Below are 22,676 nucleotides of genomic sequence, written 5' to 3' on the forward strand. Positions count from 1 at the left end.
GACGATCGGACATCGCGCTCTGTTTGTCTGACATCCGCCATGCTAATCAAAGCTCGGGGAGGCGGGCCGGTGCTCACACAGATACGAAGGATCAAGAACCTCGGGGTCTTCGGTGACTATTCGCGCAGCCCTGAGGTCCCCGACCTGAACCGATACAACCTGATCTATGGCGAGAACGGCTCGGGCAAGACGACGCTCTCGCGTCTGCTCGCCTGCCTCGAGGAGGGCGAGCACGCGGATCACCCTGACCTAGAGTTCACAATCGAGACCCAGTCGGGCGCGTTGGCGCGCGGAACCCGGTATGGGCGCAAGGTGCGGGCGTTCAACAGCGACTTCATCGAGGCGAACATCGGCGGTTTGGACGGGCCGCTGCGTCACATCCTCATTTTGGGTGAGGAGAACAAGCTGGTCGCGGCGGAGATCAAGTCAGAGATCGACACACGAGACGCCCGCCTCCGGCGCATCGCGGAGTTGGACGCATCGGTCGCCAAGCTGGAGACGGAGCGTGGGCGCTTGTTCTCGGGCATCGCGAAGACGATCGGCGAGGCGACGAGCGGGGCGACCCTGCGCAGCTACCGCAAGCCTGACGCGGAGGGCGCGTTCCGGAATCTTACCGGGGGCGAGCAGCTGTCCGACGAAGAACTCGCCCTCCACCACACCACCGTCCACCAGGACATGATGCCGTCGATCGTCCAAATCCAAGAGCCGAGCGTCCGGATCGGCGTTGACGAACCAGAGAGCGCCATCGCCGTAGCGCGAGGCACTGCGCTGCGCGCGTGCGACCTGGCGGCCGAGTCCGCGCAGTCGAATGTCCTGGAACGCCTGTTGGGGAAGCCCGACATCGCAAGCTGGGTCGAGCAAGGCATATCCCTGCACGGCCGGCATTCCTCGGAGACCTGCGAATTCTGCGCGCGACCGATGCCTGCTGAACGGCTCGCAGCTTTGGCGGACCACTTCAGCGCGGAGGACCAACGACTGAAGGCGCGCATCGAGCGCGAGCGCGACCGGTTGTCAGCGGCAATCGAGGGCCTGAACCGGATCATCGCGCCGGACCGCCTCGCCCTTTATTCCGAACTCCGTGACAGCTACGACGCAGCAACCAAAGAACTCGACGCCGCGCTCATAGAGCTCAAGGCCCGGCTGGGCGAGGTTGACGCCACGCTCACGAGCAAGTTGGCCAACCGCACCCGATCATACGAGGCCACGGCGTCCAGTGATACGGCCAGGCTGGCGCAGTCCTTCACGAACCTAAACGCGATCATCGAGCGCCATAATGAGAAAACCGCCGGCTTCGACAGCGCACGCAGTACGTCGCGTGACGCGATCGAGGCACATTACCTGCGTTCAATCAAGGGGCAGGCTGATGAGCTGGCCGAGCGGATAGTCGCCGCCACGGTCGAGATCGCCCTGCTGCGGAACGGTGGCGAGGGCCTGCCGGACGTGCGCGGCATCGCGGCGCTGAACGCCTCCATCGCGGCGAAGCAGGCTCAGGTCTCGAACGAGCACAAGGGCGGAGAGAACCTGACGAGGGATCTTTGTCAATTCCTGGGCAGGACCGATCTACGGTTCGACTCAGGCGTGGACGGCTACCATGTCATGCGACGAGGCAGGCCGGCGAGGCGCCTCAGCGAGGGTGAGAAGACCGCGATCGCGTTCCTATACTTCCTAGTGCAGCTGACGGACCGCGACTTCGACATGTCGGAGGGAGTGGTGGTCATCGACGACCCGATCTCAAGCCTCGACGCCTCGGCGATCTACCAAGCCTTCTCGTTCCTGAAGAACAGGACGCAGGGTGCCAAGCAACTCTTCATCCTCACCCATAACTTCGAGTTTCTCAGACTAGTCATCAACTGGCTTCAGAACATTCCAGGACCCAGAGCGGAGAAGACCTTCACGATGGTCCTCTGCTCCGAAACGGAGGAAGGCCGTTCCGCACGCCTCGCGCCGCTCGACCGGTTACTCATCGATCACGCGACCGAATACCACTACCTGTTCAAGGTGCTGCACACCTTCAAGTCGGACGGGACGATCCTCGGCTGCTACCACGTCCCGAACATAGCCCGTAAGGTGCTTGAGACGTTCCTCGACTTCCACGTGCCCTCCAACCGGAGCCTGCACCGGAAGCTCGAGGAGACCGACTTCGACCCGCACAAGAAGACGGCGATCTACAAGTTCGCCAATGACCTCTCGCACCACACCGGCAAGTCGTTCGACCCAGCCCTCGTGGCGGAAACCCAGAAGAACACGATCTACCTGCTCGAGATGATCGAGGCGGTCGCACCACTCCACTACGGCGGCCTGAAGGCACTCGCGGAGGCTTAGACCCCGCGCGCCACCTTCGCCCGCTTGACGGCACCGGCGTTCATCCGACACACCAACCCGCCCGGATTTTGCAGGCAAAGACGCGGTTGGGAGCGCCGTGGACCATTTCGGCGATCGGCGACGTGTTGATCGGCAAGGGCACCACCGCAGCGAGCCGGGGTGGTAATCGGCGAGCCGTAGCTGAACGAACGTCCGCTTACGCCGATTGCCATCCGAACTCGGTCGGGCCGTAATCCTACCAGAACGTGTAAGTTTCGCTACCGATCTCCCGTCAGGCTAATCCGATTGCCAAGATGGCGGAAGGCGCGATCACGACAGGTGAGAAGGATGATCTGCATCCGCGTTGCCGCCTCCGTCAGGATTTCAGTCATGAGATCGAGGCGGGTATCGTCCGAATAGACCAGCGGGTCGTCCAGGATCAGCGATACTGGCATTCCCTGCTCGAGGAGCATGTCGGCAAAGGCGAGCCGCGTAAGGACTGCCAGCTGCTCCTGGGTGCCCCTGGAGAGATCGCCGCAACTCTCGCCCAAACCGCCCCGCGCAATCGACGCCAAGCCAAGGTCGTCGCCAAAGCCGGGATTCGCACCCGGCAGCAGCCGTTCGATGTGCCGGCGCGCACGCCGCGCCACCGGCCCGACGAATGTCCGTGACGTCTCGGCGCGCGCACTCTCCAACATGTCGCGAAGCAACTTCAGCGTTTCGGCTTCCTGCGTCACACGTGCCAGGTTGGTAGCTGCGGCATCAGCCTCCTCGCGCGCGACTGCGGCGCGGTCGGCCAGCCCCTTGCCGCCTTCCGCCTCGATCCGCGCCTCGAGCCCGGCAATCACCTTTTCCAGGTCGGTACGCTGGGCCCGGGCCACCTCGACCCGCTTGTCCAGCAGGCCGATCTGCCGTTCGATGGTAGCAACGTCATGCGCAGTCGCTGCGCGTTCGGCATCCTGCAGGTTGACGAGCGCTGCCGCCTCCTGCTGGCGCGCATCGCGCAAAGCGTCGTCAAGCGAGGCCACCTCGGGCCTGGCTTCCAAGGTGGCAAGCTGTGCCGCGGCGTTCAGCGCATCCCGCTCGGCGCCAGCTTCCTGCACCATCAATGGAGTATTGCGCGCCTCCACCTCGCGCAACTGCTCGGATGCCACTGCATCGACACCTTCCGCCCTTGCGAGCGCCGTATCCGCCTCACCTAACGCGATGGTCAGCGCCTCGACGTCTGGTTCCTCGCCACTCCCCTCCCCTTCCGCGCCTTCCTGCAATTCGACGATGAAAAGCTTCAGGGCCGACGCGCCCACCTCGATTCCGAGCAGCGTCACGGCAGGCGTGATCCCGATGATCCGCGCCTCGAGCGTGCGAAGGTTGGCGACCGCGTCTCGCGCGGCCTCGTTGCGAGCGCGAGCCGCAGTGACGCTCTCCACCCCGTGCTCGGCCAAGGCCGCGTTCAGATCATCGGTCGCATTGGCGAGCGCCGTCTCGGCGCCTTGCAGCCCGACCGGCGGACGGATGATCAGTTCGGCATCGCCCAGTTGGATGCGCGTCTCGCGAGACAACATCCGGTCTCCACGCTCCGCCGCAGATCCGTCGATCGTCAGGCCGCTGACATCACCGGCGAACTCGATCCGCGTCGCACCGGCATCCACGGCCGCCCGCGCCTTGTCCACGGCACGTTCACGTTCTTCGAGGGCCTTGATGACGGTGGTGGGGATCACCGCAGTCGCGAGCTGTCGCGTCACTTCGTATTCGGCCTCCAGCGCAACCAGCTCGGCATATCGCCGTCGTGCCTCGCCGACTGCTACCCGGCGCTCGCGCTCGGCAGCCCGTATCCGAGCAGCGTCAAGTGCCGCGTGGGCGGTCCGCCCAGTGTCACGAGCACGGGTTAGCAGCTCACGGGCTGTCGTCGCTCGTTCCTGCGCGGCCGCCAACTCCCCGATCAGGCTGGATCGACTATCCCGTGCCTTGCTGAGCGCTGTAGCCGTGTCGCTGACAGCTTTGCGGGCGATTGCGAGGCGCGATGCGAGATCCTCAAGTGCCCTGACACGGTCGACAAGGCGGCCCTGCTCAGCGCGGCGTGTGTCGAGCAGCTGAGCGGCAGAGCGCGCCACGTCAAGCTGGCCTACCAGCGCCCGACGCTGCTCAGCATCGGTTGTATCGGCAAGATCGCGGTCGAGCAGCTTCAGCCGCGCCCGTGCGGCCTCGAGGTCGGAAAAGCCCTGCTCTAGGGCGGCAAGCCGAGTGGCCGCCTCGCTCGCGGCGCGCTGCGCGGCGTCATGCTCGTCGCGGGCCGCAGTCTGGCGACCAGTCAGCCGACCGCTGTTGGTCCAGTATTCCGCGTACTGACTGTCGATGCGGGGGCGAACACGCTGGTAGGCAACACCGCCCATGATCGTGCCGACCTCAGCTTCCAGGGTAGCGCGAACGCTGTCGCGCACGATCTCGCCTGGCGCAGTCACTTCAAGCGCCTGCGCCTGCCCGACCCACAACAGACCGAGTGCGCCGTGGGCGGCCGCGTCGCCGCCCTGGCTGGTGTCGCGACGCGCGCCGAGCAGTGCTTGCAGCTGCGCCTCGGCATCCTCGCCCTGCGCACGCCCGTTCGGTCCCCGAACCTCGACCGAAGCACTCTTCAGGAAGCGCTTGCTGACTTCCCACGCCTCGCCTTTCGCCTCGAAGCCGATCTCGATCTGCGGGGCGACGGCCTCGCCGTAAGGCGCATAGCTGCGCGCAAGCCGGTTGGCGGTGTTGTGCCGGATGAAGAAAGCGGCGCGCATCGCTTCCAGCAGCGTCGACTTGCCGGTCTCGTTGGGCTCTATGATGACGTTGAGCCCATCCGTCAGCCCGTCGAGCACGAAGGGGTCGCGGTATTTGCGGAAGTTTGAGAGCGCGATGCGCCGGATCCGAAGGCTCATGCCGCGTCCTGCCCACGCTGATGTTCCACGAACAGGCGCTCGAGCGCCCGCCTGGCAATGGCGCCGTCGCTGCCACCGGCCTCTATCATGCTCATCAGCTTGGCCGCGGCCGTGCCGATCATACCCTCGACCCGCAGGTCTGCCAGATCCTGTTCGCTCGGCCGACCGACGAGATCGTCGGCGGTGACCGTCAGATGGCGGAGGCGATGGCGCAGGTCATTGTCGAGGCGCGCAAGGATCGCGATACGATCGGATAAACTGACGATACCCGAGAGCGAGAGCTGCAGGAGGGTTGCCGATGGTTCGACCTGCGCAAGCAGCCGGTCGCACTCGGCGGCAAAGCCCTCCGCGTCGGCAACCGTCCACGAACGCATCAGCCACTGGAACCTGCCAGTACGGATTGGCGATACCGACGGCTCCGCCCCAGCCTCAAGCGTCACGAGCAGAGCGTAGCCCGGCTCATCCCGCTGGAAGCGATCGGTTTCGGGCGTGCCTGAGTACCAGGTGCGCGCATCGACCCGGAGGCTCCCGTGCCAGTCGCCAAGCGCAAGATAGTCGAGGTTGGAGCGCTGCGCGCGATCAGGCGCAATCTGGTTCTGCGCCTCGCCGCGCGACGAGAAGTCGCGGATCGAGCCGTGTGCCAGACCGATGCGCAAGCTCGCGCCTGGCGTCTCCATCGTGTCGAACAGCGCGGTCGGATCGTCGAGATTATGCCGGTGGGTCAGTGGTGCCGGTAGCAGCCACTGCCCGGGCTCCAGCTCGCATGGCACCGGCTCGGCGAGGATACGGACATTGGCGGCGCCTTTGGCGCGGACACGATCCCACAAGCCGCTGTTGCGGGCGAAGTCATGGTTGCCGGGCAGCAGCCACCAGGTACAGGCATAGCGCTGCATCCGTGACACCGCCTGCACGATCACGCGGTCTTCCGGTCCCTCAGTATCGAACACATCGCCAGCGACCAGCACATGCGCGACATCATGCTCCGCAGCTGCTTTGCCGATCGCGTCAATCGCATCGAACCGCGCCTCGCTAAGCGCAGCGCGCACGTCGCTGTCGAAGCGGCCATACGGCTTGCCGAGTTGCCAGTCGGCAGTGTGGATCAGGCGTAGCATGGAAACCTTCTGGCGGTGTGGGTTATGGCTGTCGAGCCGGACGTCCTGCCCCCTTCCCTACCCCGCCACCATGTAAAGTCAGCGGATCGCGACAACCTTGACCTCGACGGCATCGGCGATCTTCTTCCAGTTCTGGTCGCTGGTCCATGCGGGCAGACCGTCCCGTCGGGCAAGAGCCAGACAGAAACGGTCACCAAGGCTGAGTCCCGCCTCCGCTGTTGCCGCCCGCAACCGCCCGGCAATCTGCGCGAGTGCCTTGTCGGCCGGCACGACCGTCAGCGGCAATGGATCGAGCATCGCATCGACTTCGCGCTCGGGCATGCCGGCATGGACGAAGTGACTGACTACCTCGGCATAGTTAACGCTGCTCACCCGCGCCCCACCGATCTCAGCCGCGACCTTTGTCGCGCCGCGTTCGCCCTTGAGCATCGCGATGATCGCAGACGCGTCCAGCACCACGCTCATTCGCCGCTCTCTTCCCGACGTCGGGCAAGGAATGCGTCGACGGATGCGTCGGGATTACCGCCAGTGTACTGCTTGGCCAGAGCCTGGGCACGTGCCACAGCCTGACTTGCCGTCCGCAACACCACGCCGTCCTCCGTCTCATCAAGGTAGACCGCACCACCGCCACTCAGGCCAAGGCGCTTCCTCACGTCTGCCGGCAGGCTCATGCGCCCGTTAGGCGTAATGTTGATTTGCAAGGTCATGTTTGCACGCCAGCCCTGATGTACCACGTTGACGCAACATAGCTGACGCCCCCGCCGACGACAACAATGTCGATATTGCGTCTGTCCCTTATACTAATGTCACAGCTGGTACGTTGTGCCACGCCGCCACGATTCTGCCAAATACGCATTTTAGGAGGTACGGTTTGGGTATACCTCTGAAAGACCGGAGCGCGCCCGGTCTTTTTTCCGTCAAACGCGCTCTCAAAAAAGACTGGACATAACAAGACCGTTCATAAAGGACTGAAGCATGTTCGTCCGGGCTTATCTCCGCGCATCGACCGCTGAACAGGATGCGACCCGCGCTCGCGCAGCGCTGGATGCGTTCGCCGCCTCACATGGATTCCGTATCGCATCGCGCTATGTTGAACACGAGAGCGGCACTCGCCTCGCCCGGCCGGAGCTTTTTCGACTACTGGACGATTGCGGCCCCGGTGACGTGTTGCTGGTCGAGCAGGTCGACCGTCTATCGCGCCTCAGCTCGGCCGATTGGAGCAAGTTGCGATCGGAGATCGAGGCACGCCAGGTTCGGATCGTGTCTCTCGATCTGCCAACCTCCTGGAACCTGATCGCTACCCCCGACGACTTCACAGCTCGGATGTTCGCCGCGGTAAATGCAATGATGCTCGACGTCCTCGCCGCGGTCGCTCGCAAGGATTATGATGATCGTCGGCGCCGGCAAGCCGAAGGCGTCAGCCGAGCTCGAACCGCAGGCCTCTACAAAGGCCGCGTTGAGAACACTGCCCGCAACGCCGCGATCGCCCGGTCACTGAAGGATGGGCAGAGCTGGCGCGAGATCATGATCGGCACGGGCTGCAGTCGGACGTTGCTCGCTAAGATTGCTCGCCGCCTGAAGAACGAACGGTCGGGCGACGCCAGCGGCACTGATCCGTGCGCTGTCGAGGACATCGCCTGAGCGCCAGCAATTCGGGCTTCCCCTGCCCTTCCAACTCGCCAAGCCGCTGTGCCGTAGCGTCGACGCCGTCGTCAGGCGCGTTTTCCCAAGGCTTTAACAAAATTCCTTCTGGCTAACGATCCAACAGTCGTTACGGGCGTTATCAATATCGCTGAGCTGATTTCCCAGATACGGTAGACGGCGCAGCAGATGCTGCCTTTTGGCAGTATTTGGGAGGCGTCGGTTAACCATGATGGACAAGGAACTGCTTCGCGGTCTTGAGGAGCATCACCGAGTCATCCGGGTTGGCCTCACGTTAATTCAGAGTCACTGCGCAACCGACTGCGCGAACATTGCCGGTCTGGAAAAGGCTCGCTTAGATCTAACCCGCGCAAGCCGCGAAAGGTCGGCGTTTGTTAGCGACTGCATTATTCCGCGTTTACTGGAAACGGCAGACAGCGACGATCGTGCTGCGCTGTCGGATTTCCTTGTCGCCTTCACCTCTAAGAGGCTCATCTCAGACAAACACATCGAAAGGTGGACCGACGACAAGATCGCAGCCGACGTACCTGGCTACTGCGCGGCCGCTCGTACCATCTGGTCAATGATGGAGGAGCAAATGGAACGCGAAACTCGCGTGCTCGGAGCGCGCTTGCTGCGCAACTCCGAGCTATGCAGCGCGCGACGCTGAGCCTTTACCGTCGCCGCGACTGACGGCGGGGTTGTCTCAAGCGGAGGCGATAGGCGAGCGCCCATACTTTTCGAACAGCAGGTTCAGGGCTTCCGCCATGAGTTTGACTTGGTCGGTGTCGTGCTCGACAGCCAGCATCGCAAGCTGCTTACGAACCGCGGGATCGAAGTAACCGGCAATGTTCACCTTGCCGTTCCGGCGAGGGCCCGGCGCCGCCCGAACAGGCCCGTCCCCCTCCCCCGCCTCGACCGCCTCGGCCGGTCGAGCGATAGGCGACGGCGCTGGCGCAACCTTGCCGCCAATCTCTCCCAGCTTACCCAGACCTGCTGCGAAGCCAACCTTTCTAGTCATGCCGCCTCACCCTTCTTCTTACGCTGCGCAGGTGCACGTGTGCGAGTGTGCAGCTGTGCGACCACCCAGTCAAACAAGGCGGTCACCTCTGCGGCAGCTTTTCCGTTCGGCTCGACCTCCTGCGCTGCTTGGCCCGAAATCATACAGCGGCTGAAGGCGACGCGATCCCCAAACGACGGGTCCGCGACCTGAAGCCCGAACGACGAAGCGATCGTCTCGGCCGCCTCCTGGCCACCAGTGCCTTGGTGAGGCACGCTGTTGAGGACCGCGAACGCCGTTTTGCCAACCAGCTTCAACAGCTCGACTGTCTTCGCCATAGCCCTGAGATCCATGATCGTGGGCTGACACGGTACGAGGATCAGATCTGCCGCCTTTGCCGCCTCGAGAGCTGTGCTCTCGCTGTGCGGAGCCGTGTCGAGGATTACCACGTCGGCCCCCATCGACTTCGCTTCCTCGAGAACCTTTGTCAGCCTGGATGGCTGGATCGATAGCACTGCGGGCGTCTCATCCGCGCGATGATCCTTCCATTCGGCTGCGCTGGCCTGTGGATCGAGGTCGAGGAGCAAGGTGTTCTTGCCGGTAGCGGCGAAAGCTGTCGCAAGGTGGATCGCGAGCGTCGTTTTTCCGACCCCGCCCTTCTGCGCAATGAGAGCCACTGTCTTCATCTTGATATCCTCGCTTTGCCCTATGCACAGTCGTGACTGTGCACACGTGCGCGATTGCGTTGGTACGTATGCCCACACTCGCGCTAGCGCACAAGCGCGAAAACGCACGTGCGCGCGTGTGCACAGGTGCACGGTCGCACCAGTGTCTGAACCGTTGTTGCGTTGAATGACCTTGTTCAATGGTGCCAACACAGCTGCTCAAGCCAGCTCGGCTCAAAGCAATGACGCTGCGCCGGTGAGCCGACTGGTTTCTGGGGCGGGTCTCGCACGTGCGGGCTCTACCCTGCGTCGCTTAGCTGGCGGCGTCAGGCCGCCCCTAAGCACCTCCTCTTACCATCCTCGGTGAGCCCTTCCCGTTCAACATCCATCAGCTACCCACACGACAAGCAGCCCGACTACAGATCCTTCGCACTATCGCGTAATCACGACCGTGCGACGACGCACCCTCGCACCTGTGCACACCTGCGACAGTGCATTATCGCAATAGTGCGCCGAGCCAATGCAGCCCTTAGCGCCGTGTCGCAGAGATCGCGTCGGCGACCTGTCGTCCCTCGGCCGAGCCAGAGCCATGCGCCACGCAATCACGGCGGTCGCATCGCACCTGTGCACCAGTGCACCGGTGATTCATTCCATCGCAGGGTGTGGAGCATAACGCTTTCGCACGATCCCCAACGCTAAGGGGGCGGGTGAAAAGGGAGCTTCTGAACTAGCTGGCGCCTTCGGGGGGAGGGCACCCCACGACCTTGGCAGGCTAGAGCCAAGCGCACTCGCTCACGCATACGCTCCCAGACATACGTGCATCGACGCGCGGGTGCGCTGGTGCACAGAAGCGTAATTGCGACGTCGCAGACGTGCAAGTGAGCACCTGTGCACAGGTGCGCGGTCGCACACTCGCGATACCTATATCAGTATGCCGACGATGACCAACATCAGGGCGGCGTTGGACGCGAGGATCTTCCCGACGCCCAGCGCGCGAGCCGATCGGCCTTTCCTCCTGGTAGACCAGGTGCGGTCGATCCCGGTACGTACTGCCAATATCCCGTCGACGGCTAGGACGGACCCTATAACGAACAGCATCAGGGTGAAGGCCTTCACAAATTCTCGACCTGATGACGGCGATATGGCGAACGCAGCCACGAGACAGACCGTCGCGATCCCGTAGAGCGATGCGCCAGCATCGAGGAGACCGGACATCAGGAGACGGCGAGGTTGGCTCCACGGGATCGGCACAAACATCGTCGGCCTTCTGCAGACGCGGCACGGCTCAACCGGACTGGCGGGCGGCCACGCTCCGAGGCGATTGCCGCAATATCCGCATGTCGGCGCAGTGGGGGAGGGGGCCGTTTGCATCGACTACGCTGACGGATCCGTGATGGTTTCGTCTGCCGGCACGTCGGCGCGCATGGAGGCATTGTAGCAGGCGGGGTCGCAGAACAGCATAGGACGGCCTCTACACGTCATCTGGTGCCCCTCCAGCATGACGGGCCTGCTTGCCAGTCGCTGGCATCGCTCGTTGGTCTTCGTCATGAAGCCGCAAGGGATGGCGATCGGTTCACCACGCGGCGCCTCCATCTCGGCCGCGTCTAGCGGCTCTATGTTGAGGTCCGGGGCAGGATCGAAGAAGTCCCGCTGCTGGATACGCGCGTGTTTCATATGGACACCTGACGACGATGGGGGAGGGGGCTCTCGAGCGATGCTCTCGCTCGCCTGCTAACTCCCTCTCCCCTCTAAAGCTTATTGCCTCGGCGCTGGTGGTGCCATCGGAGGCGCCGGGGAGGGCGCCGGTCCGATCGAAGCTCCAGTTGGTTGGGGCAACCGCGTCTGTGCCTGATTGGTCAGCTTGACGAAGGCGTCGAGCATCGCGACCGAAGTGATCTTGCCCATGTCGGTGCTGGTATACGCACCTCCGAGAGCGCCGACGCCGGCGTTGGTGAGCAGACCGCCTCCCAGGATCGACAGATCCTTTTTGCGGGCCGAGCCCGTCGCGATCGCCTGTTGGATGCCGGTTTTCACCTCGATCAAGGTAAGCATGGTCTGGCTCGACTTGACCTTCTGTTTGAACCCGAGGCCGCCGGGGAACATCGTGCCGAGCCCGCCTCCGCTGCCACCCGCATCAGAATCCGAATAGAGCACCTTGGCCTGGAGAAGGTAATCCGCGGCCTTCAGAGTGGCTTGGTTGTTCGCGCCAGCGACGCTTCCACCCGCTGCGAGCTGACGCTCTCGCTGCAGGGCGTCGAAGCCTTCTCCACGATCGACGACCTGGAAGCAGCCCGATTGAGCAACGAGAAGCTTCAGCAGGGGGATCGGATCAACACGCTGACTCCCGCCGTTCTGGGCTTCTGCCATCCGCATCAGCGCCGCAAGGCCCGGGGGAATGCCCTCGGCGGTTCCTCCAGCGGCGCGCTCCTCCACCAACGCGATGGTCCCGTAGGGTCGATCGCAGCGTGGAACCTGCGTATTCTCGTCGATCCCGATCCCCCCCTTACCCGCCTTCTGGGCGAGCGCCGGCGAAGCCGACGCTGCGAGCAATGCCATGATTGCGATAGTACGGCGCATTGTATCCCTCCCTCGTTCGATGATCGTGTACCATAGGTTTGTTGCTATCTCAGTGCGTTGCGACTGAAATGACCTATTCCAGAAAGCCCTTTGCGCTGTCGGCTTTGACCTCGAGAGCGCGAGCAAGACCGGTCTGCAGCCGGATCGCCTTTGATCCGCTCCAGCTTCTGCTCGATCGCTTCGACAGGCGGCCGATCCCAATCCGGCGCGGCCCGGTTGCGACGGAAGTGTGTCGTCGCTTTGGATCCGAAGAGATCCTGCTGATACCCAACAACACGCCGCTGGCGTTGCTCTTCGGCATAGGTGGCTCGCCATACGTCGTCGTCCGTTTGCGGCCTCGGGGCTTCATCGGCACGACGAACGAGCGCCATCAACTCGGCGAACTCCTCCGGGGAGGTCGTGGCTATGCGCGGATCGTACCTCATCGCAGGACCCTCGACAGGTGTCCTGCGTACACTGAGACCACCTTCCAATAGGCAGCCATGGGGGCCTTGTGACGCCGCCAGCATTCCTCGGCTCGCGTCTGCGCGTCGTGTCGCAGCTCGAGGAGGACGAGCCGTAGCTCAGCTCGGGTCGCCTCGGGTCGAGGCGATGGTGTAACTCCCCTCAGCGAGCGCGAGCGCTGACGCGAGATCCTGCATCGCGGCCGTAGCGTCCTCGTGAAATCGTTCCTTGGCGGCCTGGTCGTATTCGACGCCGCGGATCGAAAGGGCCAGCAGCGCCGGGTAGCGCTTCAGCGACTGCAGTCGCTTGTCGCACGCATGACGGAGGACCGATCGCGGCGCGCGATTGGTCGACACGGTCGCCATGTGACGTGCGAGCAGCACCATCGCGGGATCCGTATTGGGGTCTACGCCCGCGTTGCGGCAATCATCCAGCGCCTTGGTCATCGCCTGGAGCGTTATCGCGATCGTGCTGAGCGCAGCGGGGTCCACCGCCTGTTGGTGGCGATAAGGCACATCGTAGAACATCGACGCCGTCTCCAATGAGTGTCGAGCGCGACATTTCACGCCCAAACGCTCACTCCCCCCTCTTCTCCCGCGCCTTCGGCTGCATCCGGGCCGTCAGCCCCTCAGGGCTGGGCGCATTGATAATCCTCGGAGAGTGCCCCGCTCGAAACCGCGAGCATGGGTTGGGCCACTGGAAAGATGTTGCCGCCTTTCGGAAACATCTTTCCAGCGCCAGCGAGCGCTATGCGATCACCTCGACACCGACGGACTTGAAGGTGCTCACCGTATCGCGAGCCTCGTAGCGGTTCGCGTCGACCAGCCCCTTCAGCTTCGGTCCGTCGTATTTGGCAAAGCCGAGATGATCGCATCCCGTGATGCGTTGCCCGACAACCCCGACCTTGCCGGTGGGGACCCAGTCGGCCCAGTCACCCCACGCGGCTTGAACACCGATCTCGCCGATTGCGGCCTCTAAAAGGGCAATCTTGCGGAGGACGTGACTGTCGCTCGGTTCGAGTACCTGAAGAGCAGGAAGCGTTCCATGGCGAGCGGACCTCGTACCTGGCCGCCTGTACCGGCGAACCATTACCGCAAGGGAATGTCGGGCCACCCGAGCAGCCCATCCTTTCTCCCCCCCTCCGCTCTTCCTCTACCCCTGTTAAATCAGGGCTGATTTCGTATCCGTCCCGTTTAGCGCAGCAGCAGCGACACTCGATCGCGATGACGGGCAGCGGATCATCTTCGACGCATCGCTGACGTCGGCTGACGACCTCCCACCCATGGGCAAGTCGGAGAACGACTACCCGTCGCCTCGAACCCGACGATGATAGGGCGCCCGATAGCAGCGAGTTTTTCGGCAAAGCCGTCATAGTCCTGCCTGGTCGCCATGACGGTCATCCGCCGGCGCCGGCCGCCTTCCGGTCGCTCGATGAGAACCTCCTGTCGGCTCTTGGACATGTCGATGGCTACCAGCACGGCGCCGGCAGGCGTAGAGGTGAGCTTGGTCATGGTCGGTCGGCCTCCAAAGTGTTGTCTCGACAACCTCACTTTAGATACCTGCTGACCGGCCATGGCTTGCCCTGATGAAGTCTGCGGCCGCTACGCGGCCTTGTCTTCATCAGGGCCATAGCGGCTCCCGAACCAGCGCTTCCCAATGTGCTATGGCAGCGAGTTCATCGCCGCCGCCGTCCAGACCTGGCTCAGGCAGATCGGCGTGAAGACGCTCTACATCGCCCCGGGCTCGCCATGGGAGAACGGCTACAACGAGAGCTTCAACGGCTCGCTGCGGGATGAGCTGCTGAACGGCGAGATCTTCTACACCCTCGCTGAAGCCAGGGTGCTGATCGAGGCGTGGCGGCGTCACTACAACACTGTCCGACCGCACAGCAGCCTCGGCTATCGACCACCCGCCCCGGAAGCGGCGACACCGCCATTGCCGGCCTCCGGTTCCGCTTCGCTCCACCTCCGACCGGCAATGGCGGCGGAGACGACAATGCACTAACTATCAACCCGGACCACCCGGTGGGGGCTGCTCATAATCACCACTCCTCGGCGGTCACCCCCTTTCCCTCAAACGATGGTATTCCGGGATAGGAGCGTTCTCCCAGGTACCCCTCGCCTGCGGAAATCAGGAACTAAGCCGATCAATCTCTGACAGCACGTATCGAGGGTCAAAAGGTTTGGCGACGAAGAAAGAGTGTTCCGGCAGGTCAGCTTGTGAAGGACGGACGTTACCGGAGACAACCGCGATCAGCATTGGCGGGTACCTATCACGAACGTAGCGTGCAAGTCGCAGACCATCCATCGATCCCTTCATCTGGATGTCTGTCAGGACAATTCCAATCTCGGGATGATCGGCTATGATCTTGATCGCTTCGTCGCCGTCCTCAGCTTCAAACGCAATAAAACCACGGTCGCTGAAAAAATCCATCAGATCGTGACGTATAAACACCTCATCTTCAACGATGAGGATTGCCCGTGGCGGAATTGCCTGACCCATTACGCGGTTACCAATTCGCCTGCACCGACTAACGGCGCTTTGATCCGAAATTCGACACCTTCAGGCGGGTAGCTCAACACCGTCTCGCCCCTGAAGTACGATCGCAGCGAACGTTCGATTAGCCGCGTTCCAAAGCCCCTGCGTGTGGGGGGCGAGACGGTCGGACCGTCGCGCTCCTGCCATAGCAAGGTGAACTCTGGGTTTGCGTCATATCCACTCACCTCCCACGTCAACGTCACGGTGCCGGTATGGTTGCTCAGGGCACCGTATTTCAGCGCGTTGGTGACCAGCTCGTGGATTGCGAGCGTGAGGGCGAGTGCCGACTGCGGATTGAGACGCACCGCGGGGCCATTGATCGCGATCCGGTCCCGCTTATCGGCAACGGCCGCCAAGCCGGCTTCCAAGACCGTATCAAGGTCCGACGCTTCCCACGATGTCGCGGTCAGCACATCCGTCGCCCGGCCCAAGGATGCCAGACGTGATGAGAAGGCAGCAGAGGCATCCTCCAGTGTCACCGCATCACGCAGCGTCTGGTTGGCAATCGACTGGATGATGGACAAGACGTTTTTCAATCGATGGCTCAATTCGCCATTGAGCAGGAGCTGCTGCTCACGCGCCTCCTGCAAAGTCGTGTGATCACGCGATACGGACAGGATGCGCACCACCTCGCCGTTCTCGCCGAAGATGGGCGAAACCGACACCGACCAGAATTTCGGGGTGCCCAGGAATGTGTCAGCTGCGATCTCGAAATGGGCCGATCGACCCGCTCTTGCCGCTGCAAGCGCCTCTTTGCCCAGACCAACGCCGTCATTCTTCAGAAAACTCGGCCAGAAGCAGCCTTTGACCGCGTTGAAGTCGCTGATCTCCATCACCTTCATGCCGCCATCGCTCATGAAGGTGAGATCGCCGTTAAGGTCGAGCACCTTGATACAATCGGTCGAGGCAGCAAGAACGCTGCGCATAAAGCTTTCGCTTTCGCGCAGGTCCTGTTCTGCCCGGCGGCGCTCAATCGCAACCCGGATACGACTGGCCGCCTCTGCGACGAATGCCACCTGCTGCGTCGTCCATTGGCGCGGAACGTTATCGTTCACGAAGAAGATCGCGACGGTTCGACCATTCCCCACCACCGGAAGATTGATCATCGTTCGAACGGCGAGGCTTTCGAAAATGTCCGCTCGAGGCGATGTTCGTGGATCATACCGCACATCGGGAATGACGACGGGACGACCAGCCCGGAGGTCGATAGCGTAGTCACCATAATCATCGACGCGGTACTGACCGACAAGCCGGGGACAGCCATCCGCCGTCCAGTGCTCCGGCACGGTAATCATTTCCCCGTCTGCATCCAGCGTACCGTACCCAGCCCGAACCACGCCGAGCGTCTTGGCCACGATCTCCGTCGCCTGATCGATCGCATGTTCCATATCGGATGACTCCGACAGAACGTGCCCGATGTCGGTGAGCGCCTCGCGCTTTTTCTCGGCGCGGATGCGATCCGTCACTTCGAGGAAAATGACGGTGAACCGATCCTCCCCAATGGGTTGGCACACCCCGTCATACCAACGATCCAGCCCTCCGAACTGACGGGTAAAGCGCTTGGCTTCGCCGGTATCGACAACCTCGGCGAACTCGTTGACCCATACGTCCTCAATTCCCGGGAAGAGGTCGCGCATCGTCTTTCCGATCGCCGTGCCCCGCTCGATACCCACCAGGCTATACCAGGCGTCGTTCACTTCCTCATACCGCCAGTCGCAGATCCTGCCGTCTGCATCGCGCACGACTCTGGCGAGGATGAAACCCTCTTCGAGCGTCTTGAACAGGGTGCGCCATTTCTCCTCATTGGCCTGCAACCTGCCGGTGGCGCGGGCTTCCACCTCCCGCAGGGCTTCGCTCGCGGCATGCGCTTCGGTGCGATCACGCAGCACCTTCACATAGCCGACATGTTGGCCGTGCTGGTCCATCAATGGGGACGTCACATCGACGGCCAGTATGCGTCTCCCGTCTTTGCGAACCATCCAATGCTCAACAGACGCTCGGCCTTCGTCGTGAGCTTGCGCCAGATCCAATGCCAGCCTGCCGGCGCTGATATCTACGTCGGTGAACAGGATCGAAGCGCTCTTTCCAATCACTTCGTCCCTTGACCAGCCAAGCACGTTCTTCGCGCCGGAAGTCCATTCAACGATATGGCCATCGAGATCGGTCGTGACGATCGCGAAATCCTGAGCGCTGTCCATGATGGCGCGCTGCCGCGCCTCGGATGCGGCGACCTGCCGTGCCGCAAGACGTTGTTCGAGTTGCGCCATGACCTGTCGAGCCAGGACGCGGATCGAGCGTATCTGTACGTCCGACAATTGCCTCGGCTGGTAGTCGAGCACACACAGCGTCCCGATTGGAAGTCCGTCGTCCGTCTTTAGCAGTGCACCGGCATAGAAGCGGATGTGAGGCTCGCCGGTAACCAGGGGGTTGCACGCAAACCGCGGATCGGCCGTCGCGTCGGGAACAAGGAGGAAATCCTGCTCCAAAAGCGCGTGCGCGCAGAACGACGTATCCAGCGGCGTTTCGCGAACCCCCAGACCCACCTCTGCCTTAAAGAACTGGCGGCACTCCCCGATCAGATTCACGACCCCGATCGGCGCCTCGCAAATCGCGGCGACCAGCTCGGCCAGCTCGTCGAAAGCCGACTCTCGCGGGGTGTCCATTACCTCGAATTTTGCGAGCGCCGCCAAACGCCGCTGCTCACGCGCTCCAAGATCAGTCATTGTTTACCACGATTTGCCCTTCCGCGGCACGCTAGCATCCAGATCGGCGCCTCGCCACTATCGAGAACATCATAGAAACAACCTCCAGTTCTGTAGATTGAAATGCTGGCGCGAAGAGCCAGCGAAACGGCACCGTCTCGTTTGGGAAGGTCGCGTGGGACGGCTGACGGCAGGAAGGCGCGCTCGATGGCAACGAGGGCGCCATTTTCCCGAAATGTGTTCCCGATTGGCTTTTCCCGAAACTGCCCGGTGCAGATGGAGAAACGGGACAACCTATGGCCGTCTGATCGACCTCCCCTTGGCGGTCGAAGCTGTTGGCAGATAACGTGAGTGCGACGCCTCGTTTGCGAGCAGCGCCGGATGATGGCGAGCACATTGGCAGCTAATTCGAGCACGGTGCCACGCGCCAGTGGCAGATAGCGTGAGCAGGAAATAGCGCTGTTGGCGAGCAGACACCGCTACGATTGCAAGCCCCTACAAATATCCGTCCCAATCCGGGTGACATGCCCGAGAAGGCGACGTTCATCCCGAAGCCCTTCTCGGCTGCGATCGTCCACGAGCACCTCCGCAGGACGCTGCCTGACGGCAAGAAGCCCGCGCCGCTGAAGAATGCGGTGACGACGCCGGTTCAGCCGGGAGCCTGAGCCACCCCTGCCGAGGCGAGCAACTGCGCGTCGGTCGCGTCGCGGTTGTCGATCCACCATTTGGCGTCCGCGATGCCGAGCAGCGCCGCGCCGGTTTCGACGCTATCGAGAGGTTGATCCTTGCGCAGCAAGGCGATCCGTTTCGCGCGAATGGTCGTTGCCCAGCTGACCTGTCGTTCCGAGCCGTTGAGCGGCGCCAGCGACAGATGGGCAACGGCTTGTTGCGAGGCCGCGGCGTCGCGCTCGTTCTCTTCCTGGCGCTGCTTGCGGTAGCACGCGCCGCAGACCGTCGTGCGCAGCCAGGTGGCCTTGCGCTCCTGCTGCGACGCGAACCCGGCAATGAAATGGGTTTGCTCATGGCCGCAGGTGTGGGTGATGCGATGGTCCATGACGTTCAGCCTGTCATATGGGCCGGATTTGTTCCAGCGGGATTGAGTCGAGCCGTTCGGTTCCGGCGACCGATGCTCGCGGCATGAAGATGGCGATCACGACCCGAGTGGGCTGCTCATCACCAGCACGGTCGCGCGCGCGATCGGCGCCGGCGCTACGCCGGCTCTGAAGGGGGCGACCGCCCCCCACCGCAGCGACTTGGCGACGGGGCGATAGCTGACCGGATGGATGCCATCCCGGCTCGGTTGCGCCCGCAGCGGGATGACGGTGTCGCCGAAACGTGCCGCGATCGACGTGACAATGGATGACGCGCGCAGGTCGTAGGGGGCAAGCCAGGCCACCTTGACGGCGGTGGTTCGCCGCCTGAGCGCAAGAAGGTTGGTTGGGAGCGCCGGACTGGCGGCATCGTTCGACCCGAGTGCGATGAGGGCGACGGTGGCGGCCGAAGCGCCCCTCACCCGCCGCTCGATCTCGGCCGAACCGGCACCCACGCGCGCATGAACCTCGCAGCGTATGCCCTGTGCTGCCAATGCCTGCGCCGTGCCGACCGCGGTGCTGTCGCCCAGGATCAGGCAGAAGGGAATCATGGCCGACCAGCCTGATGGGCAAGCGGTTTTCGTGGAGTGGTCATGTCGCCGTAGGCAAGTAGCCCGAAGATGGCGACAGCACAGCCGGCGATGCCGAACGCTGCGCGTGCCAGCCCGATCAGCCGCGCCTTGCGACCCTTGCGAAGGTGGTTCCACCCTCGATCGAGCGAGGTACGCCAGGACAGCCAGCCATCGCCGATATCGCTCGCGCCGAACATCGCGATGGGGATCGCGACGGCCAGCATGATATGCCGGATGTCGGCGCGGGCGATCACGATGGCGAGAAAGGTCGCGACCAGAATGAACAGCGCGATGGCGTTGATGACGCTGTAGAGCGGGCGCAGCCGAAAGATCCGACGCGAGGGCGCAGCGAGGTAGCGCACGATCGGACGGCGGCAGGTGTCGCAGACCAGCATGTGCTGCCCCAGCGGCCAGCGGCGCATCGCCTCATGGCAATACGGGCATTCGGGCCGGGGCAGGCTGATCATATTCATGCGACGTGGCCGACCCTGATCGCATCGGGAAGTGCAGCCCGGATCACGTCGGCGACGTCGGGCACGCAGATCCAGTTGGAGAATCTCGGGTTCCAGATCGCCTTGCCCTTGCACAACGCGGAAAGAACCTCCCTGCCGATCTCATCGTCGCGCGCGGCCCTGAATGCGATGCGGCCATCTGGCAGTGTCCGCTCGACGATCCCGGCGCATACCTCGATAGGTGCGCCCGCCTTGACGGGAACCGCCTTGGCAGGGGGCGATACCTCCAAAACGGTGCATTCAACCGCTACCGATGTGGAGGGACTTTGCGCCGGATGAACAGTGACAGGCTCTGCCTCGACGTACGGCGGCAATTCCGGCACAGACGCGGCCTGGACGATGGGCATGTTGATCGGCCCAGACGGGTCGCCGGTATGAGACGTATCGGCGGCGTCCGTGCTGTCAGGAACGATGCCGAGGCGGGTATAGATATCGCCCTCCTGGACATGGTCGGCGATGAGCTGGTCGGCGATCTCGACCATCTGCGCGGCGGTGACGCCGGTCGAAAACATTCGTCCCAGGGGCGATGACCCGCCGAACGGCACCCAGGCTTTGTAAAGGTTGTCGCATTTGTAGATCGGCTCGTCGCTGCCGATTTTGGAACGGTCGATCATCGCGGTGGGCGGAACGGACACGAATACGCCGACCTCCGCGAACGCCCTGTCATGCCCTTTTCGCTTCAGCCACGCCTGCAGCACCTTGCGTTGTCGTTTGGCCTGTTCGACCGGATTGGGGATGTTCTGCGGCTGACGTTGCGAGCGATACCAGACCATCCATTCGCCATGCTCGTTCTTCGAGATCCGGCCAGAGTAGTTCTTGGATTCGAAGATCGAGGCGGTGCGCGACGCCCGCGACAGCAGGATATGATCGAACTGCGCGAACCCGCCCTGCCCGTCCGGCAGGCGCAGATCGTGGATAAGCAGGTTGCGGTCGTTGTCAGGCCCGAATTGGTGATCGAGCATATAGGCGGTCTCGCGCTCGCCCCGCATCCCCTGGCGATGGTTCCGCACCGTCGATCGCACGCGCTCGGGGAGAGCCGCGAACTCGTCGGACGCCATCACTTCGTCGGCAAATGCGATCTCGGCCGCGCGGGTCGATTTCTTGCGGATCATCGTTTCGGCGTTCCCGGATTTGGCTGCGGCAGCGGTTGAACCGCCTGCGCCGGTAGCGGCGCGGAGGCGGGAGGCACCATTGCGGGCGGCTTGGCCGGCACCAGCCTCGCCTCGAGCCGTGGCCGTGCATCCTCGATCAGCTTGCGGAACGCATCGAGCGTCGCCAGCGTGGTGATCTTGCCGATGTCGGTCGAGGCGTAGCTTCCACCGAGCGCACCCACGCCAAGGCCGAGCAACAGCCCACCGCCCACGACGCCGATATCCTTCTTGCGCGCCGACCCGCTGGCGACCGCTTCCTGGATGCCGGTGTTCACGTCGACCAGCGTCATCAGCACCTGGCTTTCGAGTGTCTTCGACTTGAGCCCGACCGCCCCGCCGAACACACCGCCGACCCCGCCCCCGCTCTCACGCGACTTGGCGTCGGAATAGACCACCTTCACCTCGATCAGATAATCCGCCTTGGTGACAGGCCGGGTTGTGGCAGTCCCGCCATTGATCGCGCGTTCGCGTTCGAGCGCGCTGAACGCCTCGCCGCGATCGGCGACGCGGAAGCAATTGGATCGCGCGATCATCAGCTTGACCAGTGGCAGCGCGTCGACGCGCGCGGTCGAACCGCCGTTCTGCATCTCCGCCATGCGCATGAGCGCCTGCAGTTGCGGCGACAGGCCATCGGCCGGGTTGGCGGCCTTCTCCTCAACCAGCGCGGCAACGCCGAGCGGCACCTGGCATTGCGGCACGGCGGTCGTCTCGTCGACGCCGGTGCCGCCCTGCCCCAGCTTCTGGGCGTGGGCCATTGAAGGTGTGACGGCCGCGAGCGCGGCCGTCACGACGAGCATGCGGGTGCGATCAAGCACCGGCGCCCGCCTTCTTCGCATGCGCTGCGGGATCGCAGATCCCGGCACGCTCCTCGTCCGCCGCAACTTTCTTCGCGGCTTCGTCACAGTCCTTGCAGTCGGGACAGTCCGCGCAGTCCTTGCATTTGCCGTTGTGAAGCGCGTGCGCGCGATAGCGCGCCTTCTTCGCCTCGACCTCGCGCGCGGCATCGGTGCCGGCATGACTTCCGGCGAAGCTCGCCATCGCGAGCAGGACCGGCGCCGACGACTGCGCGCTGGCGGCCGACGGCAAGGCCACGGAGAGGGCGGCAAGCCCCAGCGCGGCGATCATCTTCAGTTTCATCGTGTGTACTCCTTCCCTGGCCGTTTTCAGAAGAAACCGTTGCGTCGGCCGTCGCGACGGTCATCGTGGCGGGCGCTGCTGTCGCCCAGCGCCGAGCGCCGGACCTCCAGCTCAACCCCGTCCCCCTTGTGGCGAATGCGGACATCCTGCGGGGCGATGTTGTTGCGCTTCGCCCAGCGGTCTGCGTCGGCATCCGAGCCGAACTCGCCCATTTCCTCGAAATCCCAGTTGCTCATGTCTCCTGTCCCGGTTGATCGCCGTGCCGGCGCGCGGGGGCCGGTCCTGGCGGTGCGATGCGAAATCCCCGCGCGTGGATGAAGG

At 63.4% G+C, this 22,676-nt stretch carries 25 protein-coding genes and 2 pseudogenes; 5 read left to right on the forward strand and 22 right to left on the reverse strand.

All coding sequences use genetic code 11. The annotated features are described in order from the left end of the window. Positions 1–69: 69 nt before the first annotated feature. Positions 70–2,322: an AAA family ATPase gene (locus ACP690_RS13300; protein WP_066667207.1), complete on the forward strand. Its 2,253-nt coding sequence runs from the start codon at positions 70–72 to the stop codon at positions 2,320–2,322. A 257-nt stretch (positions 2,323–2,579) separates the two neighbouring features. Here ACP690_RS13300 and ACP690_RS13305 read toward each other — a convergent pair whose 3' ends face one another. The 4 genes from ACP690_RS13305 to ACP690_RS13320 form a co-directional block, all read right to left on the reverse strand. Beyond that, positions 2,580–5,213, reverse strand: coding sequence for an AAA family ATPase (locus ACP690_RS13305; protein ID WP_022676110.1), 2,634 nt, complete (start codon positions 5,211–5,213; stop codon positions 2,580–2,582). Continuing rightward, a complete protein-coding gene (locus ACP690_RS13310; RefSeq protein ID WP_022676111.1) occupies positions 5,210–6,325 on the reverse strand; it encodes a metallophosphoesterase family protein in 1,116 nt (371 codons plus the stop codon). Before ACP690_RS13310 ends, ACP690_RS13305 begins: the two co-directional genes overlap by 4 nt. Positions 6,326–6,403: 78 nt before the next feature. Further along, positions 6,404–6,790 carry a type II toxin-antitoxin system VapC family toxin gene (locus ACP690_RS13315; protein WP_022676112.1) on the reverse strand — a complete coding sequence of 129 codons (387 nt, stop codon included), beginning with the start codon at positions 6,788–6,790 and terminating at the stop codon, positions 6,404–6,406. After that, complete coding sequence (locus ACP690_RS13320; RefSeq protein WP_022676113.1) at positions 6,787–7,032, reverse strand: AbrB/MazE/SpoVT family DNA-binding domain-containing protein; 246 nt, start codon at positions 7,030–7,032, stop codon at positions 6,787–6,789. Before ACP690_RS13320 ends, ACP690_RS13315 begins: the two co-directional genes overlap by 4 nt. Before the next feature lie 268 nt (positions 7,033–7,300). Between ACP690_RS13320 and ACP690_RS13325 the strand changes: the two genes are divergently transcribed. After that, the gene (locus ACP690_RS13325; RefSeq protein WP_022676114.1) at positions 7,301–7,966 is read left to right on the forward strand and encodes a recombinase family protein; all 666 of its coding nucleotides are present in this window, start codon (positions 7,301–7,303) and stop codon (positions 7,964–7,966) included. Between the two features lie 229 nt (positions 7,967–8,195). Next, positions 8,196–8,636: a hypothetical protein gene (locus ACP690_RS13330; RefSeq protein ID WP_022676115.1), complete on the forward strand. Its 441-nt coding sequence runs from the start codon at positions 8,196–8,198 to the stop codon at positions 8,634–8,636. Positions 8,637–8,672: 36 nt separating this feature from the next. Here ACP690_RS13330 and ACP690_RS13335 read toward each other — a convergent pair whose 3' ends face one another. The 9 genes and pseudogenes from ACP690_RS13335 to ACP690_RS13375 form a co-directional block, all read right to left on the reverse strand. Beyond that, a complete protein-coding gene (locus ACP690_RS13335) occupies positions 8,673–8,987 on the reverse strand; it encodes a ribbon-helix-helix domain-containing protein (protein WP_022676116.1) in 315 nt (104 codons plus the stop codon). Continuing rightward, positions 8,984–9,652 carry a ParA family partition ATPase gene (gene parA / locus ACP690_RS13340; protein WP_066667192.1) on the reverse strand — a complete coding sequence of 223 codons (669 nt, stop codon included), beginning with the start codon at positions 9,650–9,652 and terminating at the stop codon, positions 8,984–8,986. The genes ACP690_RS13335 and parA overlap by 4 nt, the downstream gene beginning before the upstream one ends. A gap of 900 nt (positions 9,653–10,552) precedes the next feature. Further along, a complete protein-coding gene (locus ACP690_RS13345) occupies positions 10,553–10,888 on the reverse strand; it encodes a hypothetical protein (RefSeq protein ID WP_028657725.1) in 336 nt (111 codons plus the stop codon). A 117-nt stretch (positions 10,889–11,005) separates the two neighbouring features. Further along, a complete protein-coding gene (locus tag ACP690_RS13350; RefSeq protein ID WP_022675751.1) occupies positions 11,006–11,305 on the reverse strand; it encodes a hypothetical protein in 300 nt (99 codons plus the stop codon). 81 nt (positions 11,306–11,386) lie between these two features. After that, positions 11,387–12,208 carry a CsgG/HfaB family protein gene (locus ACP690_RS13355; protein WP_022675750.1) on the reverse strand — a complete coding sequence of 274 codons (822 nt, stop codon included), beginning with the start codon at positions 12,206–12,208 and terminating at the stop codon, positions 11,387–11,389. Positions 12,209–12,252: 44 nt separating this feature from the next. Further along, positions 12,253–12,633, reverse strand: coding sequence for a hypothetical protein (locus ACP690_RS13360; RefSeq protein WP_426261455.1), 381 nt, complete (start codon positions 12,631–12,633; stop codon positions 12,253–12,255). A gap of 138 nt (positions 12,634–12,771) precedes the next feature. Then, positions 12,772–13,098, reverse strand: a complete 327-nt coding sequence (locus ACP690_RS13365; RefSeq protein ID WP_426289836.1) for a hypothetical protein — start codon at positions 13,096–13,098, stop codon at positions 12,772–12,774. A 301-nt stretch (positions 13,099–13,399) separates the two neighbouring features. Next, positions 13,400–13,765, reverse strand: a complete 366-nt coding sequence (locus tag ACP690_RS13370) for a hypothetical protein (RefSeq protein WP_426261453.1) — start codon at positions 13,763–13,765, stop codon at positions 13,400–13,402. A gap of 188 nt (positions 13,766–13,953) precedes the next feature. Then, positions 13,954–14,163, reverse strand: a pseudogene (locus ACP690_RS13375) (IS110 family transposase); the annotation flags it as partial. 154 nt (positions 14,164–14,317) lie between these two features. Here ACP690_RS13375 and ACP690_RS13380 point away from each other — a divergent pair. Then, positions 14,318–14,656: pseudogene (locus tag ACP690_RS13380) on the forward strand (integrase core domain-containing protein); the annotation flags it as partial. 126 nt (positions 14,657–14,782) lie between these two features. Here the strand turns inward: ACP690_RS13380 and ACP690_RS13385 are convergent. Both ACP690_RS13385 and ACP690_RS13390 read right to left on the reverse strand, forming a co-directional pair. Continuing rightward, the gene (locus tag ACP690_RS13385; RefSeq protein ID WP_018250464.1) at positions 14,783–15,154 is read right to left on the reverse strand and encodes a response regulator; all 372 of its coding nucleotides are present in this window, start codon (positions 15,152–15,154) and stop codon (positions 14,783–14,785) included. Then, on the reverse strand, positions 15,154–17,913 hold the full coding sequence (locus tag ACP690_RS13390) for a PAS domain S-box protein (protein WP_018250463.1): 2,760 nt from the start codon (positions 17,911–17,913) through the stop codon (positions 15,154–15,156). The genes ACP690_RS13385 and ACP690_RS13390 overlap by 1 nt, the downstream gene beginning before the upstream one ends. A 503-nt stretch (positions 17,914–18,416) precedes the next feature. Here ACP690_RS13390 and ACP690_RS13395 point away from each other — a divergent pair. Continuing rightward, complete coding sequence (locus ACP690_RS13395; protein ID WP_231372554.1) at positions 18,417–18,557, forward strand: hypothetical protein; 141 nt, start codon at positions 18,417–18,419, stop codon at positions 18,555–18,557. Here the strand turns inward: ACP690_RS13395 and ACP690_RS13400 are convergent. From ACP690_RS13400 to ACP690_RS13430, 7 genes are all read right to left on the reverse strand, one after another. Next, positions 18,542–18,946: a hypothetical protein gene (locus ACP690_RS13400; RefSeq protein ID WP_010409157.1), complete on the reverse strand. Its 405-nt coding sequence runs from the start codon at positions 18,944–18,946 to the stop codon at positions 18,542–18,544. The genes ACP690_RS13395 and ACP690_RS13400 overlap by 16 nt on opposite strands. A 96-nt stretch (positions 18,947–19,042) precedes the next feature. Further along, the gene (locus ACP690_RS13405; RefSeq protein ID WP_010409155.1) at positions 19,043–19,534 is read right to left on the reverse strand and encodes a hypothetical protein; all 492 of its coding nucleotides are present in this window, start codon (positions 19,532–19,534) and stop codon (positions 19,043–19,045) included. Beyond that, complete coding sequence (locus tag ACP690_RS13410) at positions 19,531–20,028, reverse strand: hypothetical protein (RefSeq protein WP_010409153.1); 498 nt, start codon at positions 20,026–20,028, stop codon at positions 19,531–19,533. Before ACP690_RS13410 ends, ACP690_RS13405 begins: the two co-directional genes overlap by 4 nt. Further along, positions 20,025–21,179 (reverse strand): nuclease-related domain-containing protein, encoded by a 1,155-nt coding sequence (locus ACP690_RS13415; RefSeq protein WP_010409151.1) that lies wholly within the window; start codon positions 21,177–21,179, stop codon positions 20,025–20,027. The genes ACP690_RS13410 and ACP690_RS13415 overlap by 4 nt, the downstream gene beginning before the upstream one ends. Next, positions 21,176–22,033, reverse strand: a complete 858-nt coding sequence (locus ACP690_RS13420; protein WP_010409149.1) for a CsgG/HfaB family protein — start codon at positions 22,031–22,033, stop codon at positions 21,176–21,178. Before ACP690_RS13420 ends, ACP690_RS13415 begins: the two co-directional genes overlap by 4 nt. Further along, positions 22,026–22,355: a hypothetical protein gene (locus tag ACP690_RS13425; protein ID WP_010409148.1), complete on the reverse strand. Its 330-nt coding sequence runs from the start codon at positions 22,353–22,355 to the stop codon at positions 22,026–22,028. Before ACP690_RS13425 ends, ACP690_RS13420 begins: the two co-directional genes overlap by 8 nt. A 26-nt stretch (positions 22,356–22,381) precedes the next feature. Next, entirely contained in the window at positions 22,382–22,591 is a 210-nt protein-coding gene (locus ACP690_RS13430) for a hypothetical protein (protein ID WP_426261452.1), read from the reverse strand. Positions 22,592–22,676: the final 85 nt, after the last annotated feature.

Origin of the sequence: Sphingomonas sp. DC4900 (assembly GCF_049896485.1) — a bacterium.
GTDB lineage: Bacteria > Pseudomonadota > Alphaproteobacteria > Sphingomonadales > Sphingomonadaceae > Sphingomonas > Sphingomonas aquatilis.